This window comes from Ruegeria sp. AO1 (genome assembly GCF_056535985.1).
Genome location: NZ_JBQFJC010000001.1, coordinates 96,306 through 109,255, shown reverse-complemented (window position 1 = coordinate 109,255; position 12,950 = coordinate 96,306). Strand labels below are relative to the sequence as shown.

Sequence of the window (12,950 nt, the reverse complement as noted above, 5' to 3'; positions counted from 1 at the left end):
TCGTCAGCCTTTTTCACCTTCGTCAAAAAACGGTGTCATCTGCGCGACAATGACGGCGTTCTCGTCCAGCGCCCGCTGCATCAGGGCGCGCTCATCAGGGTCGATGTCATGCCCCTGCGCCTCGCGCTCGGCCAATGTGCCATAGCCGGTCACATCCAGAGGGGCCGTGTCAGCCTGTTTCAGGATTGCAACCGTTTCACGCACGGCCTCGGCCTCATCCACGCCGCTGGCAAAGCACATCAGGGCCGCTCCGGTCGCGCCATCCGGCAGGCCATCGCCCTCCTTGCGGCCGATCTGGACGAGCAGGGTATAGACTTGCTGACGAGAGGGTTTCTTTTGCTTTTCCATGCAGGGGGCCATAGCTCTGCACCTTTGCACGGTCAAGCATTTGCAAGGGGTGGACAACTCTGCATAGTGGTATTTTCACAAACCACTAGGGATGTTTGATGACCTTTCCAGATTTCATTACCGACTTTCCCAGCCTTGACGTTCCCTTCCCCGAGGACGTCGTACAAACCGCTGTGATCCGCTCAGATGTCGGGCTGGTCGCGTTTTTCACTTTCCTGAAGGATTTTGAACTGCCGATGCACGCCCATAAGGCCCAATGGGGCACTGTCATCGAAGGCGAGGTAGAGCTGACGATAGGGGAAGAAACCAGAATCTATCGCCCCGGCGATAGCTACTCCATCCCGGACGGGGTCGAGCATGGCGGTAAGATCAAGGCAGGCTCACGCGTGATCGACGTGTTTGAAGAGCCGGACCGCTATCCGGTCAAAGCCTAGCAAAAAAGGCCGCAGCACTGGGCTGCGGCCAATCGTTTTGATAAAGTGCGCTTAGTCACGCAGCAGCTCGTTGATCCCGGTTTTCGAGCGGGTCTTTTCGTCCACCCGTTTCACGATCACCGCGCAATAGAGGCTGATGTTGTTCTTAGACGGCATCGAGCCTGCAACGACCACGGAATAGGGCGGAACCTCACCATAGGTGACTTCGCCGGTCTCACGGTCGACGATCTTGGTCGATTTGCCGATGAACACACCCATGCCCAGAACCGAGCCTTCGCGCACGATGCAGCCTTCGACCACCTCAGAGCGCGCGCCGATAAAGCAATTGTCTTCGATGATGGTGGGGCCAGCCTGCATCGGCTCCAGCACGCCGCCGATCCCGACGCCGCCCGACAGGTGCACGTTTTTGCCGATCTGCGCGCAGGAGCCGACGGTCGCCCATGTATCCACCATGGTGCCTTCGTCGACATAGGCGCCGAGGTTCACGAAGGAAGGCATCAGCACTGCGCCCGGCGCGATATAGGCAGACTTGCGGACAACGCAGTTGGGCACGGCACGGAAACCGGCGGCCTTCCAGTTGTCTTCGCTCCAACCGGCGAACTTGCTGTCCACCTTGTCCCACCAGCCACCGGCCTGAGGGCCGCCTGTCTGAATTTCCATGTCCTTGATACGGAAGCCCAGCAGAACCGCCTTCTTGGCCCACTGGTTTACATGCCAGTCACCGCTCTCCAGCTTTTCGGCAACGCGCAATGCGCCGCTGTCCAGCGCGTTCAGCGTGTCTTCGATGGCTTCGCGCTGTTCGCCAGTGGTTGCGGGCGTGATCGTATCGCGCGCCTCCCAGGCGGATTCGATGGCGGCTTCCAGTTGCGCATTGGACATTGGGCGTCTCCCTACAGAATCTGTTCGTGTCGGTGTGGCCTATACGAAAGCCAAGCCCACGGCGCAATGCGACTAACAGGGGCTCTTTTGCGGCGGAATCGTCCGAGCCTCAGCTGGCGCGACGGATATGCCGGATCAGGATGGTCGTTGCGGCGCCAAGATCCTTGTGTTTCAGCGCCTGAACAATCGCAAGATGATCCTTGTCGACACGCTGCCTCCACTTGGGTCGCCAATGGGCGAACAGGTGGCGAGCGCTGGCGATATGAAGGTCATCAATCGTGTGCAGCAGGCGCGGCATGCCGCAGGGCGTCAGGAGCGCCCGGTGAAAGACCCGGTTACGTGTTTCCCAGTCCGGCATGGTCTGCGCCTCGTCACAGGCAATCCGCGCCTCATCCATGCGCTTCACATCACCGGGCGTCATGTTCTGCACGGAATGTTGCAGGGCCAAAGGTTCAAGCACCACGCGCATTTCGACCACTTCGCGCACCTCGGCCGGGTCGAGAACAGCGACACGCATACCGCGCCGCGGTTCGCTTTTGGCAAGGCCATGCCCCTCGAGCCGAAGCAGAGCCTCGCGCACGGGGACATGGCTGGTCTCAAAGGCTTTGGCGATGTGATCCTGGCGCAGCTTCTCGCCGGCGTTCAGATCACCGGTGATGATCTGCTGCCTGAGATTTTCGTAGATTGTATCGGCAATCGTGGCGCTCATGAATTATAGATAAAATCCTCAACCTGTTTTCACAAGGCGATAATTCAGCCTGAAAAAGGGTCTGGCGCAATATTCCCGCCGCAGATCAGAACGGCGACGCGTTCGCCCGGCTCTGGCGTGTAGGCCCCCGACATCAGCGCCGCCAAGGCGGCCGCTCCGGCAGGTTCGACAAGGATGCGATGCGCTTGCCACAATACGCGCTGCGCCTCAGATATGGCCTGATCGGATACCAGCACCGACTCCATACCCTGCGCCAGTTCAAAACAGATCGACCCGATCCGCCGCGCGCCCAGCGCGTTGGCCGCAACGCCGGAAACCGACACGTCCACTGGCTCACCAGCCTGCAAGGCGGCATTCAAAGCGCATGAGGTTTCCGGCTCGACCGCCACGACCTTGCGCGCGCCTTGAAACCAGGCCAGAGCACCCGCGATCAGGCCGCCGCCTCCGACGGCGATCAGGACGGTATCGGCCTCCAGCCCCTGCGCCTCCCATTCGGCGAAGCAAGTGCCCTGCCCGGCAACTGTGGCGGGCGCGTCATAGGCGTGGATCTGCATTGCGCCGGTCTTGTCCTCATGCGCCTGCGCCATCGCCAGCGCGTTGGCATATTCGCCGGGCACAACGCTCAGATCCGCGCCGATCTGTTCGATCAGGGCAATCTTGGACGGGCCCGCGATCTCTGGCACAAAAATCTTGGCCGGATGCCCTAGCGCACGCGCCGCATAAGCCGCCGCCGCCCCGTGATTACCGCCCGAGGCCGCCACAACACCTGCTTGTGGCACCTCCATGCTCAGCAGCGTGTTGAACGCGCCGCGCGCCTTGAAGCTGCCTGTGTGCTGCATTTGCTCAAGTTTCAGCTCGATCGGATAGCCGGGAATTTGGCTCTCCATCACCGGGGTTATCTGCGCGTGACCGGCAATGCGTTCTGCCGCCGCCTGAATTTCCGTCTTCCAATCCATTCTTGTCTATCCGTGACTGGCACTCTGCCCGCGAACCCTATAGCTGTTTGTCAAACACGCAAGCAGGGATCGTTCACCAATGAGAGAAGACCGCCACAGCCCTTTCCGCGACGCGCAGACCGACCGCTCGACCGCGAGCGAGGTGCCGGACACACCCCAGACGCGGTCCCCGGCCTATCGTCTTGCCTTCGCCGATGAGGAATTCCTGTGCCGCGATGAGCTGCGCCCGGTGCGTCTGCAGCTGGAACTGCTGAAACCCGAGATGATCATGAGCGAGCGTGAGATCACCTCGACCATCGTCATGTTCGGCGGCGCGCGCATTCCGGAACCGTCGCAGAAACACACCGCGCGCACCGAAACGCTGGCCGGTCTGTCCCAATACTATGACGAGGCGCGCGAGTTCGCGCGGCTTATGACCGAGAAGTCGAACGAGACGGGTTGCCGCGAAAACGTCATCGTCACGGGTGGTGGCCCCGGCGTGATGGAGGCCGGAAACCGCGGCGCCCAAGATGCTGGTGGTTGCTCCATCGGTCTGAACATTGTTCTGCCGCATGAACAAGCGCCGAACCTCTATGTCACGCCGGACCTTAGCTTCAACTTCCACTATTTCGCCATCCGCAAGATGCACTTCCTGATGCGCGCCCGCGCCATCACCATCTTCCCCGGCGGCTTTGGCACGATGGATGAACTGTTTGAGTCCCTCACCCTGATCCAAACGGGGCGGATGGAGCGTGTGCCCTTCCTGCTGTTTGGCCGCGAGTTCTGGGAGAAGGTCATCAATTGGTCGGCACTGGCCGATGCGGGCACGATCTCGGAGGAAGACCTCGACTTGTTCCGCTTTGTCGACACTGCGCAGGAGGCGGTTGAGATCATCGACAACTGGGAACCCGCCCCGCCTCGCGACGCCATTCCGGGACGCTGAGCCATGGTCCACAAACCCGGAGAGATGCTTCATCTGCGCGGCAACGCTTTGGAAAAAGGCGAACCAGTCGCCCTGCCGCTAACCCAAAGCAGCATGTACCACCTGCCCGGCCTGCCGGATGTGCATGCCACCTATGGCCGCGTCGACAACCCGACATGGGTGCATCTGGAACATGTGCTGTCCCATCTTGAGGACGCGCCCTGCCTCAGCTTCCCCTCGGGCATGGCGGCCATCTCGGCCGCTTTGTTTGCAACCGTTCAGGCCGGGTCGCGCCTGTTGATCCCATCGGATGGCTACTACGTGACGCGCCTGCTGGCGGACAGGTTCCTGTCCCGGCTGGGCGTTGTGGTCGAAGAACGGCCGACCACAGGCTTTGCCGACGGAGGGTTCGAGGGCATCGACGTGGTCTTCGTCGAAAGCCCTTCGAACCCCGGCCTCGACATGATTGACCTTGCGGATGTGGCCAAACAGGTTAGTGCTGCCGGAGGCATCACCATTGCCGACAACACAACCCTGACACCGCTGGGCCAGCGGCCGTTGGATCTGGGTATCGACGTGGTCGTGTCCTCGGACACCAAAGCCATGGGCGGGCACTCGGACATGCTTATGGGCCACGTCGCCAGCCGCGACGCGCAGATCATGGAGCAGGTTGAGGAATGGCGCCGCGTCTCAGGCTCAATCCCCGGACCGCACGAAGCATGGCTTCTGCATCGCGGGCTCGAGACTCTGGACGTGCGTTTTGACCGCATGTGCGCCTCGGCCCAGGTACTGGCCGAGCGTCTGGCAGCACACCCGGCAGTCAAGCACATCCGCTATCCCGGCTTGCCGAACGATCCGTCCCACGCGCTGGCGCAAGCTCAGACCACGCGGTTCGGGTTCCTGCTATCGCTGACGCTGGAAAGCGAAGACAAGGCCGAGGCCTTCATCAACACCTGCCCTTTGCTGCGGCCCGCCACATCATTCGGCGGCGTTCACAGCTCGGCTGAGCGCCGCGCGCGGTGGGGTGACGCTGTCGACCCCGCCTTTATCCGCCTGTCGGTCGGGTGTGAGCCGGTTGAAGAGCTTTGGCAGGCACTCGAGGCCAGCCTGAACGCGCTCTGACTATTTCTTGGCTTCGCGCAGTTCTTTGAACACGTAGATCGGCAGCACCACGCTGGCGATCAACGCCCCCAGCCAGACCAACAGCGTTGCGGCCAGCAGGTTGGAAACACCTCCAACCGTCAGCCCCGAGGCAATCAGGTCGGTGACCAGCAGACCCACAAAGGTCACGATCAACGCGATCCCACCCTTGAGCGCCGGCGCCTTCTTTTCCCCGAGCTTCAGGATCAGCGGCTCGGCAATCACCTGAACGACGGTGAACACAAGCACCACAACGATGAATGAGATCGGCTTGATGGCAAAGCCGTTCAAAATGAGCGACGCCAGCAACAGGCCGATGGCATTCCCGGCCAGCAGGGCCAGAGCGGATTTGATTCTGCGCGACATTCAGGCTCTCCGTGTATGAACAGGTACAGACATGCAGATATTATCAAACCTGTAGGATTTTTCGAGCCAATTCAATTGCCTCTTCCTTTTGGTCGGTTGAAATCGCATGATAAAACACATTCATAAAGATCAGACCGACCCACATCCGCGAGAGGTGAGATGAGCGACGATCCCTATTCCGTCCTCGGCGTCGCCAAAGACGCCAGTTCCGCCGAGATCAAAAAAGCCTATCGGCGCATCGCCAAGGAATGCCACCCGGACCTCAAACCCGGTGATGCCGAAGCCGAGGCCAAGTTCAAAGCCGCCGCCGCTGCTTACGATCTGCTGAAAGACCCCGAAACCCGTGCCCGCTATGACAATGGCGAGATTGACGCTTCGGGTCAGGAGCGCCCTCAACAGCAATATTATCGCGACTATGCCGAGGCCGCCGGAAACCCCTATCGCGGACGGCAGGCGGACCCGGATGACATGTCAGACATCTTCGCCGAATTCATGCGCGGCCGCGGTGGGTTTGGCGGTCAGCGCACACAGGAATTCCATGCGCCGGGTCACAACACGAACTACTCGCTGCAGATCAGCTTTCTGGATGCCGTGTTTGGGGCCAGCCAAAAGCTTACCCTGCCCGATGGCAACCGGATCGAGGTTAAAATCCCGGCGGGTATCACCACGGGCCAAACCATCCGGCTGCGAGGCAAGGGCGCTCCGGGCTATGGTGAGGGGCCTCCTGGGGATGCGCTGGTCACGATCTCGGTCGCGGACCATCCGTTGTTCGACCGGCAGGGGGATGACATTCACATCACATTGCCGATCACCATTGATGAGGCTGTCTTGGGTGGCAAAGTCCCTGCCCCCACAATCGACGGTGGCGTCAATGTCACCGTCCCGGCAGGCACCAGCAGCGGCAAAACCCTGCGCCTGCGGGGCAAGGGAGTCAAAAAACGCGGCTCGTCCGAACGGGGGGATCAACTGATCGATCTCACCGTCGCACTGCCCGACCAGATCGACGACGACCTCAAGCAATTCATGGAGACATGGCGCGACGCCCATCGCTATGATCCTCGGAAAGGAATGCCGTCATGACCCTGACCGAAGAGGAACTGATCGAAACCATCACTCGCCTGACCGCGGACCGCCTGACCGAGTATCTGGCCGCCGAGATCGTGATCCCCGAGCAATCAGATCAAGGCGTGGTCTACCACAGCATCGACGTCGCCCGGCTGGAACTGGCCTGCGAACTGCACGAGCAATACGATATGGAGGCCGATGCTTTGTCGATGATGATCTCTCTGATCGACCAGATGCACGGGCTACGCGCTGAACTGCGTGAGGTTCTGAACGCGGTCGAGGCGCAACCTGAGCCGGTCCGGCAAAACCTGATCGAGGTCATCGGAACCGCCCGCTTTAGTCGCGGATAGGCCTATTCACCTTTGATCTGGTAGTCCTCTGGCACGTAGAAGGTGTAGTCCCTGTCGGCCACCTGCACGTGGCAGTCATGGCAATAGGCCACGGCCCCGGACCGATCGCCCAGAGTGTCGCCAAACAAAGACCCATCGGGCAGTACCATAATGTATCGCCAGTCTGCCGTCTCGGGATTGGCACCTTGGGCCAGTTTCTCCATCACGAACATGGCGCCGGGGTAGACCTTACCCTCATCGGTTACCGTCATACTGTCCTTGGCCAGAACCGAGCCCATGGGCAAAAGCTCACCCGGTTGCAGCGTCCCATAGTTTAAAGCCATGCGGTTGGCGTAGCTGTTCACGAACCGCTGCCCATGTGTGGCCGAGATGTAGGGCGCATCATTGAATAGTGGCCAGCTTTGGTAATTCAAAATGAGATCCAGCTGCGAGGTCGCGTAGCCACGCGCCATGCGTTTCGACAGCGCGCGATAATGCGCGTTGGCTTCGTCCTTACTCAACTCGGCCGGATTTTCGATGGCCAGATGGGCATCGGGGTCTTCCGCAAAAGCGCCCGCCGCAGATAGCGGTACAAATAGGACTGCAAATGCAATGGTTTTCAATTTACTTCGAGGTCGTTCAATCATTTGGGGCTCACCTGAAATATCAGTTTGCCTACATGCCGCGCGTAGCGAAGAAATAGGCTCGCGGCGAAAAGTCCCGGCGTTTCAAGGGAAAGCCGAGCGTCCGAAACAGGACCGGACGCCCAAACACATAGCAAATATTGAAGACAAAATCAGCACCGGAAGCATTAAGTTTACCGCCGCAACCCTTGGCAGAAGTGGCTTAGCTACCGCTCAACCCGGCCTCGGCCTCGATCTGTTTACGCGATTTGCGTGCACGCTCGGTTGCCGATTTCAACTGACCACAGGCCGCCATGATATCCTCGCCGCGCGTCTTGCGGATGGGTGAAGCATAGCCGGCCTGATAGATGATATTCGCAAAGGCCCGGATACGATTGTTCGAGCTGCGCTTGTAGGGCGCACCGGGCCATTCGTTGAACGGGATCAGGTTGATCTTGGCCGGGATCCTATGGCGCTTGATGTGGTCGATCAGACGATGCGCGTCTTCATCGCTGTCATTCACACCATCCAGCATCACGTATTCGAACGTGATCCGCTCGGAGTTCGAGACATTGGGGTAGCTGGCCAGCGCCTGCAGCAGTTCTTCGATGTTCCAGCGCTTGTTGATCGGCACCAGCACGTCGCGGGTCTCATCTGTGGTGGCGTGGAACGAGATCGCCAGCAGGCAGCCGATCTCTTCGGCCGTGCGCGCGATTTCCGGTACCACGCCGCTCGTCGACAGAGTGATCCGCCGACGCGACAGGGAAATCCCTTCGGGGTCCATAGCGATCTTCATCGCGTCGCGAACGTTTTCGAAATTGTAGAGCGGCTCACCCATGCCCATCAGAACGATATTCGACAGCAGGCGCGTCTCATCCTTCGGCGCACCGGGGGTCGGCCATTCCTCAAGATCATCGCGAGCCATCATCACCTGGCCCACAATCTCGGCCGCAGTCAGGTTGCGCACCAGTTTCTGTGTGCCGGTATGGCAGAAAGAGCAGGTCAGCGTGCACCCCACCTGAGACGAGATACACAGCGTGCCGCGATCCTCTTCGGGGATATAAACGACCTCCACCTCATGCCCGCCCGCAATACGGCACAGGTACTTGCGCGTGCCGTCTTCGGACACCTGACGGGTTACCACTTCGGGAATTTCAATCACAAAGCTCTCGGCCAGTTGCGCGCGATAGGCTTTGGCCAGGTTAGTCATCAGTGCGAAATCACGCACGCCCCATTGGTAGATCCACTGCCAGATCTGACCAGTCCGCATCTTGGCCTGCTTTTCCGGCGTGCCGTGTTCGATCAGAGTTGCGCGGAGTTGATCGCGAGTCAGGCCGACAAGGTTCACCTTCCCCTCAGGCAGTTTGCGGGGAATGGTCATGACGTCTTGAGTGATCGGCGCTTTGGGCGACATTTGGGTACCTACTGGGCGTATCTCAGGTGGATTCCGGATTGGGATGCGCCTCTATATAGGATCGCGCGCAAAGATCAAAAGGAATCGTATTGACCCTTACGCGCTTTTGTCGCCGGATCAGACTCCTGCAGGCGGGATAAAGCAATCCTCGGCATCCAGCGTTTTCACCGGATCTTCAGGCCCGCATTCCTCACCTGTAATTGGGTAGGTTTCAGGCTCTTTTTCACAAGCCGCCAGAACCAGTGAAGAAGCCAACATCAGAGTGATCAGAGTTTTGTCGAACATATTCAGACATCCTTTGTTATTACTGAACAAATTAGTTCAGATGCCAAAAGGACGCGCTTTGATTCGGATCAAGCTTTCTGAATATTTGGTAGAATTATGCGAGAAGCCGCAAAATAGACGGGCCGCGTGTGATCGCGACCCGACAGATCAGTTGGTGCAGCGTGTCTCGGCGTCTTCGATCGCGGCGGTGAAGCCCAGCAGAGAGAACGTGTCCTTGGTTTGCGTCCCGCGTTCCGAGCGTGCGGTCAGCACAGCCTCGGTCCCGCGCTTCATCGCTGTGACGATCTTGGCATCGTCCTGAGCAGTCGCCGGCCAGGCCCACTCGCCCTCGGTAAAGAGTTCGAATTCAGACCCGTCTACAACCAAGTTCACTGTGGAACCGGCCGCAAATGGGTAACCGCCGGTAAATGTCACTTGCCCTTTGACCTCGGCATTGGGGCGATAGAAGACAAACAGCAAGATATCGCTGCGGCGCACGGAAACGACACGTCCACCACGTGTATTGACAGTTTCCTTGGGGGCCGAAACGCTCCAGCATTCGGTGGGATCATCCTCGACAAAAACGCTCCAATCCGTTTTCGCCGCGACGCGGTTTGTACTTGTCCCCTGCTGTGCGATTGCAGTTGTGGCCATACCCGCCACACACAGACCCGCAAGCACGCGGGTAAGCATTGATCCCATTTGTCCAGCCTCCTAGCTCGACCTTCTACCTCATACCCATCGGAAAGCCATGCGAACCCTGCCAGTTCGTCTTGGAGACGTTGCGCATTCCGATGATTGTCGACATACACACACTAACGCAGGTTTCGCCACAGGCGAAAGGGCGATTGGCAGAATTTTGCGCATAAATCCGGAGGTCCAGATGACGCAGCCCATCCCGATGACAGAACTGTGGCGCGGCGATCTGTTGGAAAGCCTGCATCTGGGCCATGCAGTGGTCTGCGATGACACCGGGCAGATCATGCAAAGCTGGGGTGATCCGAACGCAGTAATCTACCCACGATCCTCAGCCAAGATGATTCAGGCTTTGCCTTTGGTTACGTCGGGCGCTGCGGCAAAATACGGGCTGAACTCAGAACATCTGGCGCTGGCCTGCGCCTCTCATAACGGGGCCGCCATTCACACGGATCGCGTCTCGGCCTGGCTGAACCATCTGGGTCTGTCCGAGCCCGATCTGCGCTGCGGTCCGCAAGAGCCCGCCGACATCGCCGCTCGCGACCGACTTATTCTGGCCGACGATACGCCGTGCCAAATCCACAACAATTGCTCGGGTAAACACTGCGGGTTTCTGACCCTGTCTCAGCATATGGGGGCCGGGCCGGAATACCTTGAGATCGACCACCCCGTTCAACAAGCGTGCTTGTCCGTCATTGAGGAAACAACCGGCGAGACCAGCCCCGGCTACGGCATCGACGGGTGTTCGGCCCCGAATTTCGCGACCTCACTGGTGGGGCTTGCGCGTTCCATGGCGTGGTTTGCCTCAGCCGCTGATCGGTCGGACCGGTCGAGCGATGCGGCGCAGCAGCTGACCGCCGCGATGATCAAGCACCCAGAGCTTGTCGCGGGCGAAACCCGCGCCTGTACCGAATTGATGCGCGCGATGAACGGTCGCGCTGCGATCAAGACCGGGGCCGAAGCCGTCTTTGTCGCGATCCTGCCGGATCAACGCATGGGCGTTGCTCTGAAGATCACCGATGGCACCACCCGCGCCAGTGAATGCGCCATCGCGGCCATTCTGGTCAGCCTCGGGGTGTTGGAGGCTGATCACCCGGCCACGCGCAAATTCATGAATGCCACGCAATACAGCCGCCGAGGACTGGAATGCGGCGTGATCCGACCCGCGCCGGGCTTTCCGAACTAAGGCAGCTACATCTCGATTTCGTGGATTTCCGCCACTTCGACCGAGCCAGATCCGTTGATGACCATCGGGCAGCCTTTGGCCATCTCGGTCGCGGCATCAATGCTGTCGGCTTTGACCACCGTAAAGCCAGAGGCAGGGTTAGCCCCGCCATTGTCGACAACGCCGCCGTTGCTGACGGTATAGGATTGGCCCACCGGGTTTCCCGGGATATCCAAAGCCTCGCCCATGTTTTGAAACCATGCGCCCCATGCGGCCATGGTTGCCTCGATCTCTGATGGGTCAGTTGGGGTGTGGCCCCCGTGATAAACAAATAGATATTGGGGCATTTCGGTCCTCCCTGAATGAAGTCTATTGGCACTGCGCTTCGAGTTTGCGCAGCGAGGATGTCCAGCCTGTGTTGTGGTTTTCAGCGGCCTCGGCGTCCGCGAGTTCACGGTGATCGATCACAAGTCGGGCGCCGGTTTCGGTTGCCGCTATTGAAAAAGTCACGTGGCTTTCCGGCCCGCGTTGATCTTGGTCGCCATGCCAACCCCACGTGAAGCCAACCGAGTTCGGAGGATCAACATGCGTGACATGTCCCGAAACCTTGAATTGCTGCCCATCGCTGTTTTCCATCACCGAATACCATGGGCCGGTTCTTGAAAAATCCAGATTGTGATCCGGCACATGCATGCCTTCCGGCCCCCACCACTGCAGCAGTTTCGAGCCATCTGTCACCCAAACAAAAAGGTCTTCTGGGCTGACGGGAAAGTCCCGCTCCAATTTCAGGTCGGCCATGAATTTTCCCTTTCCAAAATGTCACCCAAACGATCCAGACTGCTTTCCCAGAACTGCCGTTTCGAGATCGTCCACTCGGCAATCGCACGAAGGCCTTCGGAGTGGACGGAATACAACCTCTGGGTGCCCAGCACGCGTTGTTGCACCAATCCTGCCTCGCGCAGCACCTTCAGGTGGCGCGAGATTGCGGCACCTGACATGCCTTTGCCTTCGACCAGGTCTCCGGCGGGCAGTTCGCCGCCGTCCATCAGCTGCTCAACAATGGCGAACCGAGTGCGGTCAGATAGTGCGGAAAAGGCGGCAATAAGATCGGTCATGATTATTATTTAACACAAATGTTAAATTAAAGAAAGCCTACCTTTTGTCAGCGCCAATTAGGAAAATTAGCCGAGCCTCCTCTTTTCGTGTATATGTGAAAAGGTTCATAGACCTGCTCCAAAGACACATGTTACGGTGTTATGTGTGAGTTTAATAAGTTGTTTTATTTTAGGAGGCTTGAGATGCGCTTCGCGTCCACTTCATTGTTTTTCGCCTGCACGCTTGTTGTTGCAGGCTGTGCGTCCCCTTGGTCACAGACTGAGACTGTAACCCCTGCTGCAACCGCCCCTCAACCAACCCCTGTGGCGGCGGTAGCGACAACTCCTGCCCCTGCGACCACAACTGCGGCAGCGGCCCCAGAAAGCGAACCTGAACCGACCCCGAAAAAAGCCTATGATCGTGAAAGCGACGGCGGCGGCGGTGGCGGCGGCGGTGGAGGAGCCGGCGGCGGTGGCGGCGGTGGCTGGAGCGGCGGTTGAGCCGGGAAAGACACCAGATGCTAAATCTTGGGTTTGATAAAGGTCGGCGGCATCTACTAGCAGCTG

The 12,950-nt window shown here is 59.2% G+C and carries 19 protein-coding genes; 7 read left to right on the top strand and 12 right to left on the bottom strand.

Annotation, left to right across the window (positions count from 1 at the left end):
• Nucleotides 1-3 precede the first annotated feature (3 nt).
• A complete protein-coding gene (locus ACR3FB_RS00615) occupies nucleotides 4-348 on the bottom strand; it encodes a hypothetical protein (RefSeq protein WP_170706063.1) in 345 nt (114 codons plus the stop codon).
• A 98-nt stretch (nucleotides 349-446) separates the two neighbouring features.
• Between ACR3FB_RS00615 and ACR3FB_RS00610 the strand changes: the two genes are divergently transcribed.
• Complete coding sequence (locus ACR3FB_RS00610) at nucleotides 447-782, top strand: cupin domain-containing protein (protein ID WP_480563328.1); 336 nt, start codon at nucleotides 447-449, stop codon at nucleotides 780-782.
• A 51-nt stretch (nucleotides 783-833) separates the two neighbouring features.
• Here ACR3FB_RS00610 and dapD read toward each other — a convergent pair whose 3' ends face one another.
• From dapD to ACR3FB_RS00595, 3 genes are all read right to left on the bottom strand, one after another.
• The gene (dapD, locus tag ACR3FB_RS00605; RefSeq protein WP_170637832.1) at nucleotides 834-1,661 is read right to left on the bottom strand and encodes a 2,3,4,5-tetrahydropyridine-2,6-dicarboxylate N-succinyltransferase; all 828 of its coding nucleotides are present in this window, start codon (nucleotides 1,659-1,661) and stop codon (nucleotides 834-836) included.
• A 109-nt stretch (nucleotides 1,662-1,770) separates the two neighbouring features.
• Nucleotides 1,771-2,370 (bottom strand): GntR family transcriptional regulator, encoded by a 600-nt coding sequence (locus ACR3FB_RS00600; RefSeq protein WP_480563326.1) that lies wholly within the window; start codon nucleotides 2,368-2,370, stop codon nucleotides 1,771-1,773.
• 44 nt (nucleotides 2,371-2,414) lie between these two features.
• The gene (locus ACR3FB_RS00595; RefSeq protein ID WP_480563324.1) at nucleotides 2,415-3,326 is read right to left on the bottom strand and encodes a threonine/serine dehydratase; all 912 of its coding nucleotides are present in this window, start codon (nucleotides 3,324-3,326) and stop codon (nucleotides 2,415-2,417) included.
• A 79-nt stretch (nucleotides 3,327-3,405) separates the two neighbouring features.
• Here ACR3FB_RS00595 and ACR3FB_RS00590 point away from each other — a divergent pair, with 79 nt between their 5' ends.
• Both ACR3FB_RS00590 and ACR3FB_RS00585 read left to right on the top strand, forming a co-directional pair.
• Entirely contained in the window at nucleotides 3,406-4,248 is an 843-nt protein-coding gene (locus tag ACR3FB_RS00590; RefSeq protein ID WP_480563322.1) for an LOG family protein, read from the top strand.
• Between the two features lie 3 nt (nucleotides 4,249-4,251).
• Nucleotides 4,252-5,349, top strand: a complete 1,098-nt coding sequence (locus tag ACR3FB_RS00585) for a cystathionine gamma-lyase (protein WP_480563320.1) — start codon at nucleotides 4,252-4,254, stop codon at nucleotides 5,347-5,349.
• On the opposite strand, the gene ACR3FB_RS00580 is transcribed toward ACR3FB_RS00585, so the two are convergent.
• Nucleotides 5,350-5,733, bottom strand: coding sequence for a hypothetical protein (locus ACR3FB_RS00580; protein ID WP_170644204.1), 384 nt, complete (start codon nucleotides 5,731-5,733; stop codon nucleotides 5,350-5,352).
• 159 nt (nucleotides 5,734-5,892) lie between these two features.
• Between ACR3FB_RS00580 and ACR3FB_RS00575 the strand changes: the two genes are divergently transcribed.
• Nucleotides 5,893-6,813, top strand: a complete 921-nt coding sequence (locus ACR3FB_RS00575; RefSeq protein WP_480563318.1) for a DnaJ C-terminal domain-containing protein — start codon at nucleotides 5,893-5,895, stop codon at nucleotides 6,811-6,813.
• Complete coding sequence (locus tag ACR3FB_RS00570; protein ID WP_480563316.1) at nucleotides 6,810-7,148, top strand: hypothetical protein; 339 nt, start codon at nucleotides 6,810-6,812, stop codon at nucleotides 7,146-7,148. Before ACR3FB_RS00575 ends, ACR3FB_RS00570 begins: the two co-directional genes overlap by 4 nt.
• A 2-nt stretch (nucleotides 7,149-7,150) precedes the next feature.
• On the opposite strand, the gene ACR3FB_RS00565 is transcribed toward ACR3FB_RS00570, so the two are convergent.
• From ACR3FB_RS00565 to ACR3FB_RS00550, 4 genes are all read right to left on the bottom strand, one after another.
• Entirely contained in the window at nucleotides 7,151-7,774 is a 624-nt protein-coding gene (locus ACR3FB_RS00565; protein ID WP_480563314.1) for a cytochrome P460 family protein, read from the bottom strand.
• A gap of 199 nt (nucleotides 7,775-7,973) precedes the next feature.
• On the bottom strand, nucleotides 7,974-9,164 hold the full coding sequence (gene rlmN, locus ACR3FB_RS00560; RefSeq protein ID WP_480563312.1) for a dual-specificity RNA methyltransferase RlmN: 1,191 nt from the start codon (nucleotides 9,162-9,164) through the stop codon (nucleotides 7,974-7,976).
• A gap of 117 nt (nucleotides 9,165-9,281) precedes the next feature.
• On the bottom strand, nucleotides 9,282-9,449 hold the full coding sequence (locus ACR3FB_RS00555) for a hypothetical protein (protein WP_170376001.1): 168 nt from the start codon (nucleotides 9,447-9,449) through the stop codon (nucleotides 9,282-9,284).
• Between the two features lie 147 nt (nucleotides 9,450-9,596).
• The gene (locus ACR3FB_RS00550; protein ID WP_170376002.1) at nucleotides 9,597-10,130 is read right to left on the bottom strand and encodes an invasion associated locus B family protein; all 534 of its coding nucleotides are present in this window, start codon (nucleotides 10,128-10,130) and stop codon (nucleotides 9,597-9,599) included.
• Between the two features lie 181 nt (nucleotides 10,131-10,311).
• Between ACR3FB_RS00550 and ACR3FB_RS00545 the strand changes: the two genes are divergently transcribed.
• On the top strand, nucleotides 10,312-11,310 hold the full coding sequence (locus tag ACR3FB_RS00545; protein ID WP_480563310.1) for an asparaginase: 999 nt from the start codon (nucleotides 10,312-10,314) through the stop codon (nucleotides 11,308-11,310).
• 5 nt (nucleotides 11,311-11,315) lie between these two features.
• Here the strand turns inward: ACR3FB_RS00545 and ACR3FB_RS00540 are convergent, their stop codons facing one another.
• Genes ACR3FB_RS00540 through ACR3FB_RS00530 form a run of 3 tightly spaced genes read right to left on the bottom strand, consistent with a single transcriptional unit; the run spans nucleotide 11,316 to nucleotide 12,404 of the window.
• A complete protein-coding gene (locus ACR3FB_RS00540; RefSeq protein ID WP_480563307.1) occupies nucleotides 11,316-11,636 on the bottom strand; it encodes a YciI family protein in 321 nt (106 codons plus the stop codon).
• Between the two features lie 22 nt (nucleotides 11,637-11,658).
• Nucleotides 11,659-12,087 carry an SRPBCC family protein gene (locus ACR3FB_RS00535; protein WP_480563304.1) on the bottom strand — a complete coding sequence of 143 codons (429 nt, stop codon included), beginning with the start codon at nucleotides 12,085-12,087 and terminating at the stop codon, nucleotides 11,659-11,661.
• Nucleotides 12,075-12,404 (bottom strand): metalloregulator ArsR/SmtB family transcription factor, encoded by a 330-nt coding sequence (locus ACR3FB_RS00530; RefSeq protein ID WP_170469519.1) that lies wholly within the window; start codon nucleotides 12,402-12,404, stop codon nucleotides 12,075-12,077. Before ACR3FB_RS00530 ends, ACR3FB_RS00535 begins: the two co-directional genes overlap by 13 nt.
• Before the next feature lie 183 nt (nucleotides 12,405-12,587).
• Here ACR3FB_RS00530 and ACR3FB_RS00525 point away from each other — a divergent pair, with 183 nt between their 5' ends.
• Nucleotides 12,588-12,884 (top strand): hypothetical protein, encoded by a 297-nt coding sequence (locus ACR3FB_RS00525; protein ID WP_480563302.1) that lies wholly within the window; start codon nucleotides 12,588-12,590, stop codon nucleotides 12,882-12,884.
• Nucleotides 12,885-12,950: the final 66 nt, after the last annotated feature.